This is a genomic window from Polynucleobacter alcilacus (genome assembly GCF_018881545.1).
Lineage (GTDB): Bacteria > Pseudomonadota > Gammaproteobacteria > Burkholderiales > Burkholderiaceae > Polynucleobacter > Polynucleobacter alcilacus.
Genome location: NZ_JACVQD010000001.1, coordinates 475,564 through 495,289, shown reverse-complemented (window position 1 = coordinate 495,289; position 19,726 = coordinate 475,564). Strand labels below are relative to the sequence as shown.

The following is a 19,726-nucleotide window of genomic DNA, read 5'->3' as shown; positions in this document are numbered from 1 at the left end:
CGATTGCGCCCGCTTGGGGGCTTGATTTTCCTGAAATTAAGCCCAATATAGATAGTTCAGCAACAGTGATCAGAGTAGTTTGAAGCAAATCATTCATTAAAAAAGCAAGACTCCCAAAAAAACAAATCAGCAAAAGATAAAAAATAAATAAGGAGCAGTATGAGTAATAGCAACCCCAACAAAATCCAATTACTTCAGGATCCATTCCTCAATGCCCTGCGCAAAGAGCATATTCCTGTTTCGATCTATCTCGTTAATGGTATTAAGTTGCAAGGCAATATTGAATCTTTTGATCAATATGTTGTGCTCTTGCGCAATACGGTGACACAGATGGTTTACAAACATGCAATCTCGACGATCGTTCCTGCTCGTGCGATTGACTTCCGTATAGAAGAAGCTAGCCCTGTATAAAACTGGAGTAGATGCGGCACGCGCCGTCCTGGTTGGTGTTGATACTGGACGCGATGATTTTGCAGATAGCATGGCCGAACTTAGCCTCTTGGCTGATAGTGCAGGCTCTATACCCACAGCCAGTGTGATTGCTCGGAAGGGTAAAACGGATCCCGCCTTATTTATTGGCTCAGGAAAAGTCAATGAACTCAAGCGGGTAATGGAAGAGCAAGATGCTGAATTGGCAATCTTTAATCATCCGCTTTCCCCAACGCAGCAACGAAACTTAGAGCGCCACCTTGGTCGTCACGTCATGGATCGCACAGGTTTAATTTTAGATATCTTTAGTCAAAGAGCGCAAAGTCATATTGGTAAGACCCAGGTAGAGTTGGCGCAAGTGCGTTATCGCATGTCACGCTTAGTGCGGGCATGGAGTCACTTGGAGCGTCAACGCGGCGGTATTGGAGTGCGGGGTGGTCCTGGCGAAACGCAGATGGAGTTGGATCGCCGGATGCTGGCAACCAAAGCCAAGCGCCTAGAGAATGAACTTGAAAAACTCCAGCGTCAGCAAAGAACCCAAAGAAGAGCCCGCAACCGCAAGGATGTGTTCTCGGTTTCTTTGGTCGGATATACCAATGCTGGTAAATCCACACTATTTAATGCCCTAACTAAAGCAGGGACATACGCAGCCGATCAATTGTTTGCCACCTTGGATACCACCTCCAGAAAAGTCCATTTGGAAGGGGTTGGGTCGATAGTGGTCTCCGATACCGTCGGATTTATCCGAGAATTGCCTCACCAACTAGTAGAGGCTTTTAGGGCGACCCTCGATGAAACCATCCATGCAGACCTGATTTTGCATGTGATTGATGCCTGTAGCCCCGTTGCTAGGGAGCAAAAGGCTGAAGTTGAGGCAGTTTTAGTAGAAATTGGCGCCCAAGATATCCCTCGAATTGAGGTGATGAACAAGATTGACCAGATGCCCCAGACCTTTAACCGGGGGGCAGTTTTAGAGCGGGATGGTGAGGGTTTCCCAAGCCAAATTTTCTTATCAGCCCAGACTGGCTTAGGCCTTGATTTGCTCCGCTCGGCACTCGCCGAATGCGCGCAAATGACTGATAGAATTAGGGTCGAGAACAACCGTGCCAAGAAACAATTGGCCCCGGATGAGTTTTTAGAGCCTTTACCTGAACGACCAGAATCTTCTGAATTTAATCCGATTGCCAACCGAAACTATTTTTCTAATGATGCGTAAATTTTTGGACCTGTTTTCAGTCAATGACCCAGGTTGGGGCAATAGCCACAACACCGGATCTAAAGATGCCAAAGATGGGCAGGCTAGTGATCAAGCTCCAAAAGCAGACCCAGATAGCAATAAGCCAGTTGAAACTCAGCCAAGTAATCAACCGCCCGCTGCAAAGCCAGATGGTCCTCCTGATTTGGATGAGTTGTGGCGTGATTTTAATGACCGATTGGCTGGCATCTTCGGGGGTAAGAAGAAGCCAGGTACATCGGCTAATAAGCCTGCCAATAAACCTAATAGCACTGACATTCCTCCGCCATCGCAGCGCGGTGGTAGTGGCGGTGGCAATGGTAATGGTAATGGTGGAATTGGTGTGCCAAACTTTAAATTCACCAATCCATTTGGATCAAAAGCCAGCATTCTGATGGCAGCTGGTGGCATTTTCTTTATCTGGATCTGTAGCGGCTTTTTCATTATTCAAGAAGGTCAGGCCGGCGTCGTTCTGACCTTTGGTAAATACGATTACACCGCGAGGCCTGGTATTAACTGGCGTATGCCTTGGCCAGTTCAGTCAGATGAGACTGTGAATCTCTCTGGTGTGCGCTCGGTTGAAGTAGGTCGCCCCGTGTTGATTAAAGCAACGAATCAAAAAGACTCTTCCATGCTCACTGAAGATGAAAACATCATTGATGTGCGCTTTGCCGTGCAATATCGTCTGAAAGATCCAACTGATTACTTATTTAACAATCGTGATCCGGATGCAACGGTAGTGCAAGCAGCTGAAACCGCTGTCCGTGAAATTGTGGCACGCAGCAAAATGGATACTGTCCTTTATGAAGGGCGTGAAAAGATTGGCATTGATTTGGCTAACTCGATTCAGAAAATTCTGGATAGTTATAAGAGCGGTATTTACGTAACTAGTGTGACCGTGCAAAACGTGCAACCGCCCGAGCAAGTGCAAGCTGCATTTGATGATGCGGTGAAGGCTGGTCAAGACCAAGAGCGTTTAAAGAGTGAAGGTCAGGCTTATGCTAATGACATTATTCCTCGCGCCAAAGGAACTGCAGCTCGCTTGATTCAGGAGGCTGAAGGCTATAAGGCAAGGGTTGTTGCTACTGCAGAGGGTGATGCAACCCGCTTCAAGCAAATTTTGGTTGAGTACTCCAAGGCACCACAAGTTACGCGTGATCGGATGTATATCGATAGCATGCGTGAAATGTATAACAACGTCACTAAGATTTTGGTGGATACAACCAAGAGCAATAGCCTACTGTATTTACCATTAGATAAGATTGTGGCGCAGGTCAGTGCTGAAAGCGCACAAGCTGCTAGTAATCAAGCCAATCAATCCGGCACAAGCACCCCAACGGGCAGTGTTACGGTAGGTGGAGCAACAGGGATAAGCAGCTCGAGTTCTCCATCCATTTCTGCTCCAGCAACACCTGCATCTACAGTGAATAACTTGCCAGATAATAAACGCGATGGTCTCCGCAGTCGTGATCGGGAGGCAAGATAATGAATGCTAATCGTTTAATTGCCGCAGTCATTGGCTTTATTGCACTGATTTATATCCTGTCATCCAGTATCTTTATTGTTGATCAGCGCAAGTTTGCCGTAGTGTTCTCATTCGGGCAGATCGTGCGCGTGATTGAAGAGCCAGGTTTACGAATAAAGCTACCAGCCCCTTTCGAAAGCGTGCGTTTCTTTGACCGCCGTATTTTGACTATCGATAATCCAGAAGCAGAACGGTTTATTACTGCTGAAAAGAAAAATCTGCTGGTGGACTCCTATGTGAAATGGCGTATTGTTGATCCCCGTAAATTCTTCATCAGTTTTAAGGGTGATGAGCGTTTAGCTCAAGACCGTTTGACTCAGTTAGTCCGCTCGGCTTTGAATGAAGAGTTCACGAAGCGTACAGTACGTGAGTTGATTTCTGATCAGCGTGAAGAAGTGATGCAGGGTATCCGGAAAAAAGTAGCAGATGATGCTGCTGATATTGGCGTTGAAATTGTCGATGTGCGCTTAAAGCGCGTTGACCTCTTGGCAGAAATCAGCGACTCGGTCTATCGCCGTATGGAAGCTGAACGCAAACGCGTTGCCAATGAACTGCGTTCGATGGGTGCTGCAGAGTCAGACAAGATACGCGCAAATGCCGAGCGTCAACGCGACACGATTTTGGCAGAAGCCTATCGTGATGCTCAAAAGATCAAAGGGGCAGGGGATGCGAAGGCCACAGCCCTTTACGCCGAAGCATTTGGACGTGATCCGCAGTTCGCTCAGTTCTACCAAAGTTTAGAAGCCTATCGGAGTTCTTTCAAGGATAAGAAAGACATCATGGTGGTGGAGCCTAATGGCGAATTCTTTAAGTTTCTGCATAAAAAATAAGAAAGTAATTAGTCCCTATCATGAATCGCTGGTTACTTCCTGAAGATATAGCAGATGTTTTGCCAGCTGAGGCTCGCAAGGTAGAGACTTTGCGTCGCTCCATTCTGGATTTGTATCAATCTTATGGATATGAATTGGTTGCCCCGCCTATTTTGGAGTTCTTAGACTCCTTATTAACAGGTACTGGTTCCGATCTGAATCTGCAAACCTTTAAGTTGGTAGATCAGTTATCTGGCCGTACCTTAGGTTTGCGTGCTGACATTACTCCTCAAGTAGCGCGTATCGATGCGCACTTATTAAATCGTGCAGGCGTTACCCGCCTTTGCTATGCAGGGTCTGTTGCGCACGCGCGTACCCCAGTGGGCAGTACTGCGCGTGAAGAATTGCAATTGGGTGCAGAGATTTATGGCTGCGCGACTTGGGAAGCAGATTTCGAGGCCATCACACTCCTCCTCAAGACACTTTCGATTGCAGGCTTAGATCGGGTGTACCTTGATCTATCGCACGCTGGTATCTTGACGGGAATTTTGGCTGATCAAAACCTGGATAAAGAGACCATCGAAACTGTATATGGTTTATTGCAAACTAAGGATCGCCCTCGCTTAAGTCAATGGGCTACTTGTTTGCCAGTAAATGCTAGTGCAGCGCTGATGGCTTTAACTGAATTGAATGGCCCTTGCGCAGAAGTATTAACAAAGGCTAAAAAGATATTGCCTAAGCATCCCGCTATCGATCAGGCCTTGGCAGATCTAGAGCGCTTAGTTGCTGTGGCAAGCTCCTCTAGTGACCTAGAGATCAGTATTGATTTGGCAGATCTACGAGGCTATCAATATCACAGCGGGGTGATGTTTGCTGCTTATATTGACAAGCTTCCTCAACCGATTGCGCGAGGCGGCCGCTATGATCATGTAGGTCAGGCCTTTGGCCGCTCACGTCCAGCAACCGGCTTCTCATTAGATCTTCTAACCTTAGCAAGCTTGTCGTCTCTGCAAGTAAGCCAGCAAGCGATTGTTGCTCCTTGGCTTGATGATGCCGCTTTAAATCAGGCTATTGTGAAATTACGTAGCGCTGGCGAGGTAGTCATTCAGGTGATGGCTGGTGAAACAATAGAAGCCGCCGAATATGTCTGTGATCGCGAGTTGGTAAAGCAAGGCAACTCTTGGGAAGTAAAGAAAAAATAAAGCCGCAAAACATGAGGGTTGGCTTTAACCTATTTTGTAATACTCTTTTTGGATTTCAATATGTCTTCAAAGCAGCAAGCTAAAGGTCGTAACGTAGTTGTCATAGGCACCCAATGGGGTGACGAAGGCAAAGGTAAGGTAGTAGATTGGTTGACGGATCATGCGCAAGCAGTGGTTCGTTTTCAGGGTGGTCACAATGCTGGTCATACTTTAATTATTGGGGGCAAGAAAACCATCTTGCGTTTGATTCCATCGGGAATCATGCATAAGGAAGTGATCTGCTATATCGGTAACGGCGTAGTCTTATCTCCAGAAGCCCTTTTTAAAGAGATTGGTGAGCTAGAGTCTGCAGGTCTAGACGTGCAATCCCGTTTAAAGATTTCTGAAGCAGCTACTTTAATTTTGCCCTACCACGTCGCAATTGACCATGCCCGTGAAAAGAAACGGGGTGATGCCAAGATTGGTACTACAGGTCGTGGCATTGGCCCAGCGTATGAAGATAAGGTAGCTCGTCGTGCATTGCGCGTACAAGATTTGTTTTACCCAGAAAAATTTGCTGAACAATTGCGCGAGAATCTGGAATATCACAACTTCATGCTCACCAATTACTACGGTGCAGAACCCGTAAGCTATGAAAAGACCTTGGCAGAGGCCATGTCATATGCAGAACGTCTCAAGCCAATGGTAGTGGATGTCTCTAGTGCTTTGTATGCTGCTGAACAAGCGGGAAAAAATTTGCTGTTCGAAGGTGCGCAGGGCACCTTGCTGGACATTGATCATGGCACCTATCCCTATGTCACTTCGAGCAACTGCGTAGCAGGTAATGCTGCTGCTGGCTCTGGAGTGGGTCCAGATTCTTTGCAATATATCTTGGGTATCACTAAAGCCTATTGCACCCGCGTTGGCGCAGGCCCATTCCCAAGCGAACTCTATGACCATGACAATCCTGCCAAGCAAGATCCGATTGGCATTCGTTTGGCCGAAGTAGGCAAAGAGTTTGGCTCTGTTACTGGTCGCCCCCGTCGCACCGGTTGGCTCGATGCGGCCGCATTGAAACGCTCCATTCAGATCAACGGTCTTTCTGGTTTATGTATCACTAAATTAGATGTGCTCGATGGTTTAGAAACCATTCGCCTTTGTGTTGGTTACAAGCTCGATGGGCAGCAATTAGATGTATTGCCCCGCGGCGCTGAATCGGTTGCCCGTTGTGAGCCGATCTATGAAGATTTTCCAGGCTGGCAGGGCACCACCTTTGGCATCCGGGAATGGAACAAGCTCCCTATAGAGGCTCAGAACTTCTTACGTCGTATTGAAGAAGTCGCTGGCAAGCCAATTGCGATGGTCTCTACCGGCCCAGAACGCGATGAAACTATCTTGATTCAACATCCGTTTCAGGAATAATCGAAAACAATTAATTCACTGTACTTATTAACTTATATATAAACCAAGGTTTACAAAATGACTGCGCGTACTATCTGCAACAGCCTTCAAGTGGCAACCCCTCTCTATCGTTTTATCGAAGACAAAGTTCTTCCTGGCACTGGCATTCAGAGTGCCGACTTCTGGAAAGGTTTTGATGAAATCGTTAAAGACTTAACACCTAAAAATGAAGCTTTACTGGCAAAACGCGATCGCTTACAACTCGATTTAGACCAATGGCACAAAGCTAATCCAGGCCCAATCAAAGATATGCCTGCCTATCGTAAGTATTTAAAAGAAATTGCTTATATTGAGGATGTGCCTGCCAAGATTATGGCCACTACTCAGAATGTGGATGATGAACTAGCTCTTCAGGCTGGTCCTCAGCTTGTTGTTCCTGTCTTAAATGCACGCTATGCCTTAAATGCTGCCAATGCCCGATGGGGGTCTTTGTATGATGCTTTATATGGCACAGATGTTATCTCTGAGGCAGATGGCGCTACTAAAGCTGGTGGATACAATCCAATTCGAGGTGCCAAGGTAGTTGCCTATGCGCGTCAGTTTTTAGATGAATCCGCTCCTTTAGCTGGGGCTTTATATAGCGAAGTAGTGGCGTATAGCGTCGTAGATAAAAAACTGTCCGTGAAGCTAAAAGACGGGAGTACTACTGGCTTAATTGATGAGAAACAGTTTGTTGGCTATCAGGGCGATGCTTCTTCGCCATCATCTATTTTGTTGCGTAATCATGGCATTCATATCGATATCGCAATTGATAAGACCAAGACCATTGGTGCTGCAGATCCTGCTGGAGTAAATGATGTAGTGCTTGAGGCTGCGCTTTCGACGATTCTCGATTTAGAAGATTCAGTAGCGGTTGTGGATGCTGATGACAAAGTGCTTGCTTATGAGAATTGGTTGGGAATTCTCAAGGGCACCTTGGTTGAAGAGGTCAGCAAGGGTGGCAAAACTTTTACTCGCTCACTCAATCCAGATCGTAAGTACACCGCTGGTATTGGCGCAGTGAATGCTAAGGATGGCGTAGTGACCTTGCATGGCCGTTCACTCTTATTCCTACGTAACGTGGGTCACTTAATGACTAACCCAGCAATCATTACTGGTGAAGGTAAAGAGATTTACGAAGGTATCTTGGATGCCGTTGTCACGGTACTAATCGCTTTATACGACATTAATCGTCCAGCTAGCCAAGCCATCGGCAATACGCGCAAGGGATCCGTCTATATTGTGAAGCCAAAAATGCACAGCGCAGAAGAAGTGGCATTTGCTAGTGAGCTCTTTGGGCGAGTTGAGAAATTGCTTGGTTTGCCTGAGAACACTGTCAAATTAGGCATCATGGACGAAGAACGTCGCATGAGTGTCAATATTAAAGCGGCTATTGCAGCAGCTGGTGCTCGGGTTGCATTTATTAATACTGGCTTCTTAGACCGCACTGGTGATGAAATGCATACCGGAATGTATGGCGGCGCCATGGTTCGCAAAGGAAGGATGAAGATTGCTAAATGGTTCGGAGCTTATGAACGCCGTAACGTATTAGCAGGCTTGGATTGTGGCCTACGTGGTCGCGCACAGATTGGTAAGGGTATGTGGCCCGCACCTGATCTCATGAAGGAAATGGTAGAACAAAAAGGCGCACATCCTCTAGCAGGAGCAAATACCGCTTGGGTACCATCACCTACTGCTGCTACTTTGCATGCAATGCACTATCACCAGATTGATGTTGCAAAGATCCAAGAGGATATGGAGAAGTTAGATACTGCAGCTGAGTATGAGGCCCTGACTGATGACCTCTTGACTGTGCCAATTGCGCTATTTCCTGATTGGACTAAAGAGGAGATTCGCGAAGCCCTCAATAATAATTGCCAAGGTATTTTGGGTTATGTGGTTCGCTGGATTGACCAAGGTGTGGGTTGCTCTAAGGTGCCTGATATTTATAACGTCGGTTTAATGGAAGATCGTGCAACATTGCGTATTTCTAGTCAGCATATTGCCAACTGGTTACTGCATAAATATGTTACTAAAGCGGAAGTGAATGAAGCCTTACAACGCATGGCCATTATTGTTGATGCGCAAAATGCAGGCGATCCACTTTACAAGCCGATGATGCCGAACTATAAAGATTCATATGCCTATCAAGCTGCAAGCGATCTGATCTTTAAGGGTCTTGAGCAGCCAAACGGGTATACCGAACCCTTGCTACACGCTTGGCGCTTGAAGGTTAAGCAGGCGCAAGCAAAGTAATCTGCCGCTAATCTCACATTAGAATGGATTTGTCGAAAGGCAAATCCATTTTTTATTGAATACAGCCCCATGTTTAGTTTTCTAAATCCCTTTTCTCGCCCCAAGCAATCATTCGCCTTCCAGGTAAACGATGGAGGCAGAGGACAAGCCGGGTTTAAAGGCGGCGCAGGGGATTGTGTGGTGCGGTCTATTGCCATTGCGACCAATCTTCCTTATCTAAAAGTCTATGAAGATCTCCGCATGGCCAACGCCAACTATGCTGAATTGAGAAACGATCGCTTGGCAAAACGTTTGAACAGTAAGGGCTCATCGCCTCGGAACGGCAATCATCGCAACGTCTTTCACGATTACATTTTAGGTTTGGGATTTGGGTGGGTGCCAACCATGAAAATTGGAGCTGGGTGTCAGGTGCATCTCAGACCCGATGAGCTTCCATCCGGTGTATTAATCGTTAAAGTGTCTAAGCACTTAACCGCGATTATTGATGGAGTGATTCAGGATACACACGATCCCTCCAGGGGTGGAAATCGCTGTGTGTATGGTTATTACATCAAGAAATGATCAAGAAATAAGCCATAAATGCTCAATAAAAAAGCCCCAGAGCAGGGCTCAAGGGCTTTTTTATTCAGAGCAACTAAAACCAGCTAAAAACAGCGAAATTTAGCTCTAAATCAGTAATAAATTACCAATTTGCACTGTTTTTGTGACTTTTCTGTTCCATTTCCTTAGCTTCTGCCCAAGCAGCTGAAAGTAAGGCGAAAAAGTCTCTAATAGCGAACAAAGGCTTAAAACTAAAGACCGGTGTTTGGTGAAACTGTACTGAGTTGGAATGTGCCATTTTGGAGCTCCTTTAAGGGTATACCCTAATGATACTCCTGATTTCCAAAAAAAGCTGCTTTAAGACAGAGAATCTCTTTATTGCTTGAGATGCCCAAATCTTGCGTCGTAAGCCGTTTTATAGGTACCGGTAAGGGCAATCATGACGGAGGTTGTCCAAGCTAGGGTGAACAAACCTGTAAAGGCAATAAAAAAGGCGAGACTTTTCCATCCAGTGGGCAGGATGTCGGGGACGAAACCAACTGTGGTGTAACAACTGCCGGCAAATATGATGGATTCAACCAAGTTTGGGACCAGGTTAAGTGCATACATATAAATCCCCCACATCAATACTTCAGCAATGTGGATCAGGGCAATATAAATAAAGGCGCAATAGAAGTGAAAGAAGACCCGGTGGAATTGGCGCAGAGTTAAATTCTTTGTAGTGAAGCGTTCAAACCGCATCACTACGAAGTTAATGCTGCCACCATGAAACATCAGGATCACGATTAAGCCAGCTACTCCATACAGAATATCTATGAGCAGGGGGAGTACTTGAAAAGTGGGGCTAACAGGAGGAATCATATTGAATTCAATTGTCTAGGCAATGCAATCATTGGTCTTAGCGTTGATAATGGCATATCCCCCCATTCGTGTAAAGCAAGCATTGATCAATATCCCCCATAGCCCAGAAACTAAAAAACGCGAGCGCTATTTTCTATTTTCCTTAGCTGGAATCCAGTTCACGCACATTCTGGATTTCATGATCATGATGCCTTTGGGCCCTGAATTTATTCGGGTGCTCAATATCAATACGCATCAATTCGGACTCCTACTGTCTTCTTATACTTTTGCAGCTGCCGCGGCAGGAATTTTTGCGACGTATTACATCGATCGGTTTGAGCGTAGACAACTATTGCTAACTTTGTATGCATTTTTTATTATTGCCACCCTCGCCTGTGGCTTTGCACCGAGTTACGAAACACTCTTTATTGCTAGAGCATTTGCGGGGGCTTTTGGTGGAATTTTAGGATCCTTGGTGCAAACCATTGTTGCAGATTCAATTCCATTTGAGCGCAGGGGTAAAGCTTTGGGGACAGTCATGGCTGCCTTCTCCGTATCTACAGTTGCCGGTGTGCCCCTGAGTTTATTCCTAGCTAACCATATTACTTTTCTAGGTTGGCGCGCACCCTTCCTATTTATCGGATTGGTTTCTACACTGATTTTATATATTGGCTATCGACACATTCCGAAGATAGCGGGGCACTTGGATCATGTTCATGAAGGAAGTCGCTTCAGCCAGATTCTCAATATCATGCGCGCTCCACAAAATCTCAAAGCCTTCTTGTTTATGGCCTTGATCATGATTACGGGATTTTCTGTTATCCCTTATATCGCCCTTTATTTCACGACGAACGTTGGTATCAACAATTCGTATATCCCTCTCATTTATTTATTTGGAGGGGTAGCAACGCTGTTGAGCTCACGGTTTATTGGGCAGATGGCTGATCGCTATGGCAAGGTTACGGTTTTTAAAGTCTTAGCCATCATCAGCTTAATTCCTTTGATCGTAACTACTAATTTGCCAGTAACGCCTTTGTGGATTGTGCTGATCAATTCCACTACTTTCTTTGTCTTGGTTTCGGGGCGCATGATACCCGCCATGGCAATGATCAGTCAGGTAGTAGAGCCCAAGATACGTGGCACTTTTATGAGTCTAATTGGTTCAGTGCAGATGCTAGGTTCGGGTATGGCCTCGGTAGTGGCGGGAATGATTGTCACCATTGGGCCAGATGGCATGATGGAGCACTACAACTTGGTGGGTTATGGGGCAGCTGTATGTGGCCTGCTCACATTTTGGCTGGTAGGATATATTCACACAGATACGAAACACGCTTAAAGGAGCAGGCATGATTCAATTTACAAGACCCGATGGCAAGACAGTGGATGGCTATTTAGCGGAACCTGCCAACAGCATTAATGCGCCTGGGGTGGTAGTGATTCAGGAGTGGTGGGGGCTAGATGATGAGGTGATATCGGTTGCAGATCGCTTGGCAACAGCAGGTTATCGTGCTTTGGTGCCTGATCTGTATCGAGGTAAGCTGGCATTGGAAGCGAATGAGGCCGAGCACCTGATGAATGATCTGAATTTCGGGGATGCTGCTAGTCAGGATATCCGCGGCGCGGTTCAATACCTCAAGGCAACTGGCAGTAGCAAAGTAGCTGTGACTGGATTTTGTATGGGGGGCGCCTTAACCATTCTGGCAGCCTGTAATGTGCCTGAGCTGGATGCTACTATTGTTTGGTACGGAAATCCGCCTCTGGAGTATGTCAATGCTGAAGCGATTACAAAACCCATGCTGGGTCATTGGGCTTTGCAAGATGAATTCTTTGCCGCAGCTGGTGTTGATCAATTAGAAGAAAAGCTCAAGCAAGCTGGAGTGAATTACCAGTTTCATCGCTACGATGCTAAACACGCATTTGCTAACCCAAAATCAGACTCTCGTGGCATGCCACCTCTCAAGCATGATGCAGAGGCTGCAGCCTTGGCCTGGCACCGCACTCTGGATTTCTTGAAGCAGCATTTAACTTAAACCACACTGATCTTTTTTGAGCACCATGCATTTATTTTCTGAGAATCTAGCAGTAGAAATTGCTTCTTATTACCGCAACCTTGCTTTAGGTCATGGGGTCATTCCCAAAGTATTTACTTTGGTGAATGGAGAGGGTGATCAGTATCTCTTTTTTATCGATGATCTTGGGATGGAATCGGATGAAGAAAATCAGTTCTTAGCTTACATCGTTCAACAACAGGATGCCGTTAGCTATGCACGTGGCACTTTGGTGATTGTTGATAAAAGCCAGCAATATATTGAGTTTGCTGTAGTGGATCGAGATGATGAAGACGCTATTGTCTGCTCAGCAGAACTCACGCGGGATATGGACGATAAGCCTATTGGCTTGACAGAGTTTGATAAGACTCTAGTGAAGAAGGGTTCGATTGTATTTGGTGGGCTCTTTAATCCTGTACACCTATCCGAGGCGAAGACAGAGGATTTTGAAAGCCTCTGGGATGAAATGAGGGCAAAGATACTACATCGCTCGATGAGTATTTAATCAGGGTTGATTTACTTGGGTATTTCTGGATTTGCGCTTCCGATACGAGGCCTCAAGTAAGAATGAACCGACCAGTGCGCAGCCTAGAGATATGGCGCTTCCTGGGGCAGTTTTTACTACGCTAATAAATAGAGCGGCAAACAAACCGAGGTTTACAGTAATGGCGCCCCACAGAAGCCATGGATTGGCACCAGTTTGATTACGTACTCTTAAGTGGCCAAAAGTGACGGCAGCATACACCAGTAAAAAAGCAAGGCTTGCCATTTGACCAACGACGGCCAGCGGAAAGAGTAATACCAAAATAATCACTGAACAGCTTGAACCTACTAAGGAGTAAACCTTTGTTTTCAATACCGTACTACCTAAAGTTTTTGATATTGTATTTTTATGCAGCATATCTGCTGCAATATTAGACGCTGCAAACATCGTGGCATTCAAGGCGGCTGCGCACGCAAGCAGAGCCGAAGCCCCTATGACTACAAAGCCTGTTTTACCAGCCACGAGTCGTGCAGCGTCAGCCAATACATGACCATTGAAACTCAGAATTTGTGCTGGTGGCAGGAGAAATATAGTTGCTGTGCTGACTAAGACGTAAGCAATGGTTACCAGAATCAAGGCGGTAAACATAGCTTGAGGCAACTCTTTTTGAGGTGCTTTCATGGCGCCAGAGGAATTCGTGACCACACCAAAGCCTTGGTAATTAATATAGAGAATCCCTGTAGCAATCGCAATGCCATTAATGGATCCACCGGACATTTCGAATTTGCTGATATCCGCAATATGAATGCCTTCTACTGCAAAAAGAAGTAGGGCAATTGTTACAAAGCCAATCGCCAGCATTTCGGCGCGACCCACAATAGCAGTGCCTAGTAAATTAATGCCAGCACACAGAATCACAATTCCAGCGCCTACGACTTTCACTTCGAATGGAGAGAGTCCCCCACCTAACAAGGTGTTGGCGTATTCAGAAAAGCCTGCCGCATACAAGGCTGCGGCAATTAAATACGCAATGTACTGAAAGATATTGAGCCCACCAGAAATGACGCCGGGACCAAAACTCATGACGGTAAAGGTAGCAGCCCCACCACTACTCGGAAAAGTTGCCCCTAATTTTGCATAGGAGTAGACCGAAAAGGAAGCTGCAAGAGCGCCAAGAAAAAAGGCTAAGGGAATATGGGTGCCCGCATGCATGCTGGCCGTCCCCAGTAAAGAAAAGAGCCCGGCTCCCATCATGCCGCCAATACCTAGTGCGGTAGCAGAAAAGAGGCTAATGGACTTACCTTGCTTACTGGGTGTTTTTAGTAGGGCTGAATTCACTTAGCTTTGTTCGAAATACGCAGATTGGATTTTCATTCCTACTAGGCTAGCCATGATGAATGGAATTTTTATTAGGTCTTGCCATCTAGAATGAAGTCTCATATCAGCTCTATTAAGAGGATTTGTCGCCCAAAAAGGGTGCTCAATACCCGCTAAAGAGCCATATAAAACAATAGTTTACCAGTGATCGCATTACGTATTTTATTCAGACTTATGTAGAGCTTGCCATGCTATTCATTTCTTCGCGGAATATCAAAATCTTCTATAAGCGAGGATCGTACTGAAAGGGAACAGATTAGAATATTTCTATGACCAAAGAATTGAACTTGGAATATGGGGGCAAAGATAAACCTGAAAAGTCCCCTGCGCTGAAAGAGGATTGCAAGAAGGAGCAAGATCAGGTTTTTGGTAATCAAGAAAGCCTAGCCAAATCCGACTCGAATAGATTAAGAAAAGCTGCGCTAAGTAAGCGAGAAATCATGGAGGAGCTATCTCGTGCAAGATTCCCTTGGGAGGACTAAGTCCACAGACAATATGAGCCATTATCAAAGTGGCACCGAGGAAGAAATTCGCATTCATCTAGCAGCGGCATATCAGCTTGCGGCAATGAAGCGTTGGGACGATGGAATTTATACCCATATTTCAGCTTGCGTTCCAAATGAGTCTGGCGCCTACCTCATTAATCAATTTGGCTTGCGCTTTGATGAAGTATCCCCAGAAAATCTAGTCAAAGTGAATCTGCAAGGAGAGATCATCTCGGGCGTTGGGCCGGTGAACAAATCTGGTTTTGCGATTCATGGGGCAGTTCATGCGGCCAGGCCTGATGCAGTATGTGTGCTGCATTTACACACCGACTCGATCATTGCCGTATCTGCGCAAAAAGTAGGCTTATTGCCGATATCACAACACGCTTTGCGCTTCTATGGTGATATTGCGAAGCACCGCTATCAGGGATTAGCTTTATCAGCCACTGAGCAAGAGGGGCTTATTAAGGCCCTTGGAAATAAAAAGGCTTTATTGTTAGAAAACCATGGCAGCATCGTATGCGGCACAAGTATTCAGCAAGCATTTTATTTAATGGATGTTCTAGATAAGGCTTGCAAAATTCAGCTATTGGCTGGGGAGATAGATGGACTGATTATTCCTGATTCGACAATCTGTCAGTTAGCCAATCAGCAATTATGTAGTGATGGGGATAACGAAGGCCAGATAGAGTGGCCAGCTTATCTAGGTTTGTTAAACAATAAATGATGGGAGATGGCTGTGCCGTTAATACAAATTCAACTATTTGAGGGTCGTAGTGAGGATGTAAAGCGCGAGTATGCAAAGGCAATCACTGAAGCGGCAGTCAAAATTATGGGATGCAGTGCGGAATCAGTGGATGTGATTTATCAGGATGTTAAAAAATCAGATTGGGCGACTGCGGGGAAGTTATGGAGTGATTAATTTGTCAAGTAAGTCTTGAATCCTAAAAAACCCCGCCTGTCGGGGTTTTTTGCTGCATAGCTATTCCGTGGAGGAATATTACATATTGAATCTACGCACTTCTCACATTCAATTGCTTTGTGGATGATGGCCTTAATAATAAATGTACTGTTCTTATGGGGTCTTTATGAACATCTGTGTCATAGGCGGTGGTGGAGCAATCGGCGGCTATCTTGCGGCGAAATTGGCTAGGGCCGGCAATCAGGTTACGGTGGTTGCTAGGGGGGCTACCTTAGAGGCTATTCAGAAAAATGGGCTAACCCTTCACATGGAGGATGAGCCGCAGCCTCTCGTTGCAGCGGTAAAGGTAGTTGGAAAAATCACCGAGGTCGAAACTCCAGATGTAGTGATGCTGGCTGTTAAAGCGCATCAAGTGGAGCCGGTTATTGACGATTTGGCCAAAATTATGGGGCCGAATACCGTTTTAATTCCGCTGCAGAACGGGATTCCCTGGTGGTATTTCCAAAAACTCGCTGGCCAATTTCACGATCTTCCCATAGAGGCTGTTGATGCAGGCGGTTTGATTATGAAAAAAATTGATCCACAGAATATTATTGGCTGTGTTGTATATCCTGCCACTTACACTGAGTCTCCTGGTGTTATTCGCCATGTAGAGGGTAATCGCTTTCCGCTTGGTGAGCTCGATGGTTCGGTATCTGAGCGCGTTAAAGCAATTTCTCAAATAATGACTGATGCCGGATTTAAATCCCCGATATTGGAAGATATTCGGGGTGAAATTTGGCTGAAGTTGTGGGGCAATATGACTTTTAACCCGATCAGTGCCTTAACTCATGAGCATTTGGAGGGAATCTGCCAATATCCCTTAACCAAAGATTTGGCTCGCAATATGATGGCTGAAGCCCAGGCAATCGCAGAAAAATTAGGCGTGGTGTTTAGGGTAGATATTGAACGCCGCATTAATGGAGCCGAAAAAGTAGGTAAACATAAAACTTCCATGTTGCAGGATTTAGAGGCTGGCAATAGTCTGGAAATCGATGCGCTTCTTGGATCTGTGATTGAGATGGGGCGGATAACTGATACGCCAACACCCTGTTTAAGTACTGTATTTGCTTTGACTAAATTACTGAACACTAAGGTTCAAACATCTCAAGGGCGTTTATCTTTACCCCAGGTTGCTTGAGCTTTAAGTATCGAAGTCATGTAGTATCTATGTTGTCACTTTCCCCGCCTCTTGAAGGCGGGGTTTTTTTATTCTGATTTTCCAGTCGTCATATCCTTCCACCATTCCCCTTTAAATTGCCCCTGTAGCCAATCAATACATTGGCTCACTTTAGTTGGCACATGTTTTGGTGATGAAAATACCGCATGAATTTCTTGCGTAGGAAGCGTCCAATCTAGCATCACAGGTTCAAGAATCTGATCTTTGACTGATTGGTGCGCTACATACCAGGGAAGAGCTGCTAAGCCCATGCCAATCCTGGCGGCTGCCAAAATCGACGATAGGTTATTAGAGGTAAATGGACCTTTTACTTCAATAATTTCGTTTTGATTATTACCGTTTGTAAAACTCCAACGATGATCACCTTGAGCGGTGGTGTAAATCAGCGCATGATGGTTGCGAATATCCTCAGGTTTTTTTGGAGCAGGGTGGTCCTTAAGGTATTTGGGGTTGGCCACCAAGACCCAAGGATTTAAACCTAAGAAGCGAGAGCCAAGAGAAGAGTCTGGCAAACGACGCATCCGTATAGCCAGATCCACTCCTTGTTCAATCAGGTTGATGTAGCGATCATCCATATCCAGATTGACCTCTAACTCTGGGTGGTGAGACATAAACTCCAAAATAGAATGCATGAGGACGCGTCGTCCGAAAGCGACAGAGGAGCTGATGGTGAGTTTGCCACGCACTTTCGACTGCATGAGAGAGGCCAAGTCATCGGCCTCTTCGATTTCTCGTGCAATCCCTTTACATTTCTCGTAATAAATCTTGCCGATTTCAGTGGGGGTAACGCCTCTTGTGCTGCGGTGCAATAAGAGGGTGCCCAAGCGTTTCTCCATACTGGCAACGAATTTGGTTGCGGTAGGCTGTGTAATACCTAAATCTTCTGCAGCCTTGCTAAATGAGCCTGTTTCAACCACTCGAATAAAGAGCGATATGCCTTGTACACGATCCATGTTTTATCTTTTTGGGGCTAATAAGAGACTTTTTACACTATTCCACCACGGAATACTAGATATAGATTTGGTGAGGTTCCCAAGTTGGCCGAATTTGAAGATGATTCACTCATCGCAAAAATAGGAGATTAATCATGGCAAAGATGAAGGCCGCAATGGCAGCAGTATTGGTGATGGAAAAAGAAGGTATCACCACTGCTTTTGGTGTTCCTGGAGCTGCTATTAATCCACTTTACGCACAATTACGCGAACGTCAGTCAATTACGCATATCCTAGCCCGACATGTTGAAGGCGCTTCACACATGGCTGAAGGTTACACAAGAGCTAAAGCAGGCAACATTGGTGTTTGTATCGGCACTTCCGGCCCAGCCGGAACTGACATGATTACAGGACTGTATTCCGCAAGCGCTGACTCTATTCCCATTCTCTGCATTACTGGACAAGCTCCACGAGCTCGTCTTTATAAAGAAGATTTTCAGGCTGTTGATATTGAGACGATTTCTAAGCCAGTAACAAAGATGTCTGTAACGGTTCGTGAGCCTGGCTTAGTGCCTCGGGTTTTCCAACAGGCATTTCATTTGATGCGTTCAGGCCGCCCCGGCCCAGTATTAATCGACTTGCCGATTGATGTTCAATTAGCTGAAATTGAATTTGATATCGATACGTATGAGCCATTGCCGGTATACAAACCAGCAGCTAGCCGCAAGCAGATCGAAAAAGCGCTCGAAATGTTGATGTCTGCCAAAAAGCCATTAATTGTTGCTGGCGGCGGCATTATTAACGCTGATGCAGATGCTCTATTAGTGGAGTTTGCAGAATTGACTGGTATTCCAGTGATCCCAACCCTAATGGGTTGGGGAACCATTCCGGATGATCATCCATTGATGGCCGGTATGGTTGGTCTTCAAACCTCACACCGCTATGGTAATGCCACCATGCTAGCTAGTGATTTTGTTTTGGGTATTGGTAACCGCTGGGCTAACCGCCACACTGGATCAATCGATGTGTATTGCAAAGATCGCAAGTTTATTCACGTTGACATTGAGCCAACCCAAATTGGTCGCGTATTTAATCCCGACTACGGCATTGTTTCAGATGCAAAAGCAGCGTTAGAGTTATTTGTTGAAGTTGCTAAGGAATGGAAAGCAAAAGGCAAGCTTACTAATTACACTGAATGGGTTGAGCGTTGCCAGGAGCGTAAGAACTTGATGCACCGTAAAACCAACTTTGATAATGTGCCCATCAAGCCACAACGCGTCTATCAAGAGATGAATTCCGTATTTGGTCGTGACACTGTATATGTATCGACTATTGGCCTATCGCAAATTGCTGGTGGTCAATTCTTAAATATCTACGGTGCTCGTCAATGGATTAACTGCGGTCAAGCTGGCCCCCTTGGCTGGACAATTCCAGCTGCATTAGGTGCATTGGCCTCCGATACAACCAAGACTGTAGTTGGACTTGCTGGTGACTACGACTTCCAATTCTTGATTGAGGAATTAGCAGTTGGCGCACAATTTAATTTGCCATTAGTGATGGTCTTGGTGAATAACAGTTATTTAGGATTAATTCGTCAGGCGCAGCGTGGTTTTGAGATGGATTATTGTGTACAACTTGCTTTTGACAATATCAACGTCGACGATCAAACCCTGAAGGGCTATGGCGTAGATCACGTTCAAGTCGTTGAAGGGCTTGGTTGCAAAGCTATCAGAGTCTCGGATCCAAATAAAATCAATGCTGCATTGATTGAGGCGCAAAAGATGGCCAAAGAGCATCGTGTTCCGGTAGTAGTGGAGATCATTCTAGAAAAGATCACCAATATTGCGATGGGTACTGAAATTAATAATGTGAATGAATTTGAAGATATTGATTGCCGGCATCCCGCTGGAACTGAGGGATTGGTAGCCGCCGGTCTCCTAGAGTAATCGCTTCATTGCCTTGAATTTATCCATGTATCGTTCAGTTTGATTGTTATTAAGGAATA

General features: G+C 45.6%; 19 protein-coding genes. 16 read left to right on the top strand and 3 right to left on the bottom strand.

What is annotated here, in order from left to right:
* Window positions 1-159: 159 nt before the first annotated feature.
* The 8 genes from hfq to ICN45_RS02480 all read left to right on the top strand — a co-directional run bounded on the left by hfq (window position 160) and on the right by ICN45_RS02480 (window position 9,435).
* Window positions 160-411 carry an RNA chaperone Hfq gene (gene hfq, locus ICN45_RS02515; protein ID WP_216172724.1) on the top strand — a complete coding sequence of 84 codons (252 nt, stop codon included), beginning with the start codon at window positions 160-162 and terminating at the stop codon, window positions 409-411.
* Complete coding sequence (hflX, locus tag ICN45_RS02510) at window positions 404-1,645, top strand: GTPase HflX (protein WP_255531148.1); 1,242 nt, start codon at window positions 404-406, stop codon at window positions 1,643-1,645. Before hfq ends, hflX begins: the two co-directional genes overlap by 8 nt.
* Window positions 1,635-3,149: an FtsH protease activity modulator HflK gene (gene hflK / locus ICN45_RS02505; protein ID WP_216172722.1), complete on the top strand. Its 1,515-nt coding sequence runs from the start codon at window positions 1,635-1,637 to the stop codon at window positions 3,147-3,149. The genes hflX and hflK overlap by 11 nt, the downstream gene beginning before the upstream one ends.
* A complete protein-coding gene (hflC, locus tag ICN45_RS02500; RefSeq protein WP_216172720.1) occupies window positions 3,149-4,018 on the top strand; it encodes a protease modulator HflC in 870 nt (289 codons plus the stop codon). Before hflK ends, hflC begins: the two co-directional genes overlap by 1 nt.
* A gap of 20 nt (window positions 4,019-4,038) precedes the next feature.
* A complete protein-coding gene (locus ICN45_RS02495; RefSeq protein ID WP_216172718.1) occupies window positions 4,039-5,199 on the top strand; it encodes an ATP phosphoribosyltransferase regulatory subunit in 1,161 nt (386 codons plus the stop codon).
* 60 nt (window positions 5,200-5,259) lie between these two features.
* The gene (locus ICN45_RS02490; protein WP_216172716.1) at window positions 5,260-6,600 is read left to right on the top strand and encodes an adenylosuccinate synthase; all 1,341 of its coding nucleotides are present in this window, start codon (window positions 5,260-5,262) and stop codon (window positions 6,598-6,600) included.
* A gap of 57 nt (window positions 6,601-6,657) precedes the next feature.
* Window positions 6,658-8,874, top strand: coding sequence for a malate synthase G (locus ICN45_RS02485; protein ID WP_216172715.1), 2,217 nt, complete (start codon window positions 6,658-6,660; stop codon window positions 8,872-8,874).
* A 69-nt stretch (window positions 8,875-8,943) separates the two neighbouring features.
* Window positions 8,944-9,435 (top strand): hypothetical protein, encoded by a 492-nt coding sequence (locus ICN45_RS02480; RefSeq protein WP_216172712.1) that lies wholly within the window; start codon window positions 8,944-8,946, stop codon window positions 9,433-9,435.
* Between the two features lie 354 nt (window positions 9,436-9,789).
* Here the strand turns inward: ICN45_RS02480 and ICN45_RS02475 are convergent, their stop codons facing one another.
* Entirely contained in the window at window positions 9,790-10,275 is a 486-nt protein-coding gene (locus ICN45_RS02475; RefSeq protein WP_216172708.1) for a hypothetical protein, read from the bottom strand.
* Window positions 10,276-10,324: 49 nt separating this feature from the next.
* On the opposite strand from ICN45_RS02475, the gene ICN45_RS02470 reads away from it, so the two are divergent.
* The 3 genes from ICN45_RS02470 to ICN45_RS02460 are packed head-to-tail and all read left to right on the top strand — an operon-like array spanning window position 10,325 to window position 12,807.
* Window positions 10,325-11,590: an MFS transporter gene (locus tag ICN45_RS02470; RefSeq protein ID WP_216172704.1), complete on the top strand. Its 1,266-nt coding sequence runs from the start codon at window positions 10,325-10,327 to the stop codon at window positions 11,588-11,590.
* A gap of 10 nt (window positions 11,591-11,600) precedes the next feature.
* The gene (locus ICN45_RS02465) at window positions 11,601-12,284 is read left to right on the top strand and encodes a dienelactone hydrolase family protein (RefSeq protein WP_216172702.1); all 684 of its coding nucleotides are present in this window, start codon (window positions 11,601-11,603) and stop codon (window positions 12,282-12,284) included.
* A 25-nt stretch (window positions 12,285-12,309) separates the two neighbouring features.
* Window positions 12,310-12,807 (top strand): hypothetical protein, encoded by a 498-nt coding sequence (locus ICN45_RS02460; protein WP_216175593.1) that lies wholly within the window; start codon window positions 12,310-12,312, stop codon window positions 12,805-12,807.
* Here ICN45_RS02460 and ICN45_RS02455 read toward each other — a convergent pair whose 3' ends face one another.
* On the bottom strand, window positions 12,808-14,124 hold the full coding sequence (locus tag ICN45_RS02455; RefSeq protein WP_216172698.1) for an APC family permease: 1,317 nt from the start codon (window positions 14,122-14,124) through the stop codon (window positions 12,808-12,810). It abuts the gene before it with no gap.
* A gap of 308 nt (window positions 14,125-14,432) precedes the next feature.
* Here ICN45_RS02455 and ICN45_RS02450 point away from each other — a divergent pair, with 308 nt between their 5' ends.
* The 4 genes from ICN45_RS02450 (at window position 14,433) to ICN45_RS02435 (ending at window position 16,750) form a co-directional block, all read left to right on the top strand.
* Window positions 14,433-14,645: a hypothetical protein gene (locus ICN45_RS02450; protein ID WP_216172695.1), complete on the top strand. Its 213-nt coding sequence runs from the start codon at window positions 14,433-14,435 to the stop codon at window positions 14,643-14,645.
* A 13-nt stretch (window positions 14,646-14,658) separates the two neighbouring features.
* Window positions 14,659-15,375, top strand: a complete 717-nt coding sequence (locus ICN45_RS02445) for a class II aldolase/adducin family protein (RefSeq protein ID WP_216172692.1) — start codon at window positions 14,659-14,661, stop codon at window positions 15,373-15,375.
* A gap of 12 nt (window positions 15,376-15,387) precedes the next feature.
* Entirely contained in the window at window positions 15,388-15,570 is a 183-nt protein-coding gene (locus ICN45_RS02440; RefSeq protein ID WP_216172690.1) for a 4-oxalocrotonate tautomerase, read from the top strand.
* 166 nt (window positions 15,571-15,736) lie between these two features.
* On the top strand, window positions 15,737-16,750 hold the full coding sequence (locus tag ICN45_RS02435; RefSeq protein ID WP_216172689.1) for a 2-dehydropantoate 2-reductase: 1,014 nt from the start codon (window positions 15,737-15,739) through the stop codon (window positions 16,748-16,750).
* A 68-nt stretch (window positions 16,751-16,818) separates the two neighbouring features.
* Here the strand turns inward: ICN45_RS02435 and ICN45_RS02430 are convergent, their stop codons facing one another.
* Window positions 16,819-17,742 carry a LysR family transcriptional regulator gene (locus ICN45_RS02430; protein WP_216172687.1) on the bottom strand — a complete coding sequence of 308 codons (924 nt, stop codon included), beginning with the start codon at window positions 17,740-17,742 and terminating at the stop codon, window positions 16,819-16,821.
* A 134-nt stretch (window positions 17,743-17,876) separates the two neighbouring features.
* Here ICN45_RS02430 and gcl point away from each other — a divergent pair, with 134 nt between their 5' ends.
* Window positions 17,877-19,667 carry a glyoxylate carboligase gene (gene gcl, locus ICN45_RS02425; RefSeq protein WP_216172685.1) on the top strand — a complete coding sequence of 597 codons (1,791 nt, stop codon included), beginning with the start codon at window positions 17,877-17,879 and terminating at the stop codon, window positions 19,665-19,667.
* Window positions 19,668-19,726: the final 59 nt, after the last annotated feature.

What these genes read in the sequence shown, in the direction of transcription:
- hfq (WP_216172724.1), top strand. Translation starts at nt 160, where the DNA reads ATGAGTAATAGCAACCCCAACAAAATCCAATTACTTCAGGATCCATTC.
- hflK (WP_216172722.1), top strand. Translation starts at nt 1,635, where the DNA reads ATGATGCGTAAATTTTTGGACCTGTTTTCAGTCAATGACCCAGGTTGG.
- hflC (WP_216172720.1), top strand. Translation starts at nt 3,149, where the DNA reads ATGAATGCTAATCGTTTAATTGCCGCAGTCATTGGCTTTATTGCACTG.
- ICN45_RS02495 (WP_216172718.1), top strand. Translation starts at nt 4,039, where the DNA reads ATGAATCGCTGGTTACTTCCTGAAGATATAGCAGATGTTTTGCCAGCT.
- ICN45_RS02490 (WP_216172716.1), top strand. Translation starts at nt 5,260, where the DNA reads ATGTCTTCAAAGCAGCAAGCTAAAGGTCGTAACGTAGTTGTCATAGGC.
- ICN45_RS02485 (WP_216172715.1), top strand. Translation starts at nt 6,658, where the DNA reads ATGACTGCGCGTACTATCTGCAACAGCCTTCAAGTGGCAACCCCTCTC.
- ICN45_RS02480 (WP_216172712.1), top strand. Translation starts at nt 8,944, where the DNA reads ATGTTTAGTTTTCTAAATCCCTTTTCTCGCCCCAAGCAATCATTCGCC.
- ICN45_RS02475 (WP_216172708.1), bottom strand. Translation starts at nt 10,275, where the DNA reads ATGATTCCTCCTGTTAGCCCCACTTTTCAAGTACTCCCCCTGCTCATA.
- ICN45_RS02470 (WP_216172704.1), top strand. Translation starts at nt 10,325, where the DNA reads ATGGCATATCCCCCCATTCGTGTAAAGCAAGCATTGATCAATATCCCC.
- ICN45_RS02465 (WP_216172702.1), top strand. Translation starts at nt 11,601, where the DNA reads ATGATTCAATTTACAAGACCCGATGGCAAGACAGTGGATGGCTATTTA.
- ICN45_RS02460 (WP_216175593.1), top strand. Translation starts at nt 12,310, where the DNA reads ATGCATTTATTTTCTGAGAATCTAGCAGTAGAAATTGCTTCTTATTAC.
- ICN45_RS02450 (WP_216172695.1), top strand. Translation starts at nt 14,433, where the DNA reads ATGACCAAAGAATTGAACTTGGAATATGGGGGCAAAGATAAACCTGAA.
- ICN45_RS02445 (WP_216172692.1), top strand. Translation starts at nt 14,659, where the DNA reads ATGAGCCATTATCAAAGTGGCACCGAGGAAGAAATTCGCATTCATCTA.
- ICN45_RS02435 (WP_216172689.1), top strand. Translation starts at nt 15,737, where the DNA reads ATGAACATCTGTGTCATAGGCGGTGGTGGAGCAATCGGCGGCTATCTT.
- ICN45_RS02430 (WP_216172687.1), bottom strand. Translation starts at nt 17,742, where the DNA reads ATGGATCGTGTACAAGGCATATCGCTCTTTATTCGAGTGGTTGAAACA.
- gcl (WP_216172685.1), top strand. Translation starts at nt 17,877, where the DNA reads ATGGCAAAGATGAAGGCCGCAATGGCAGCAGTATTGGTGATGGAAAAA.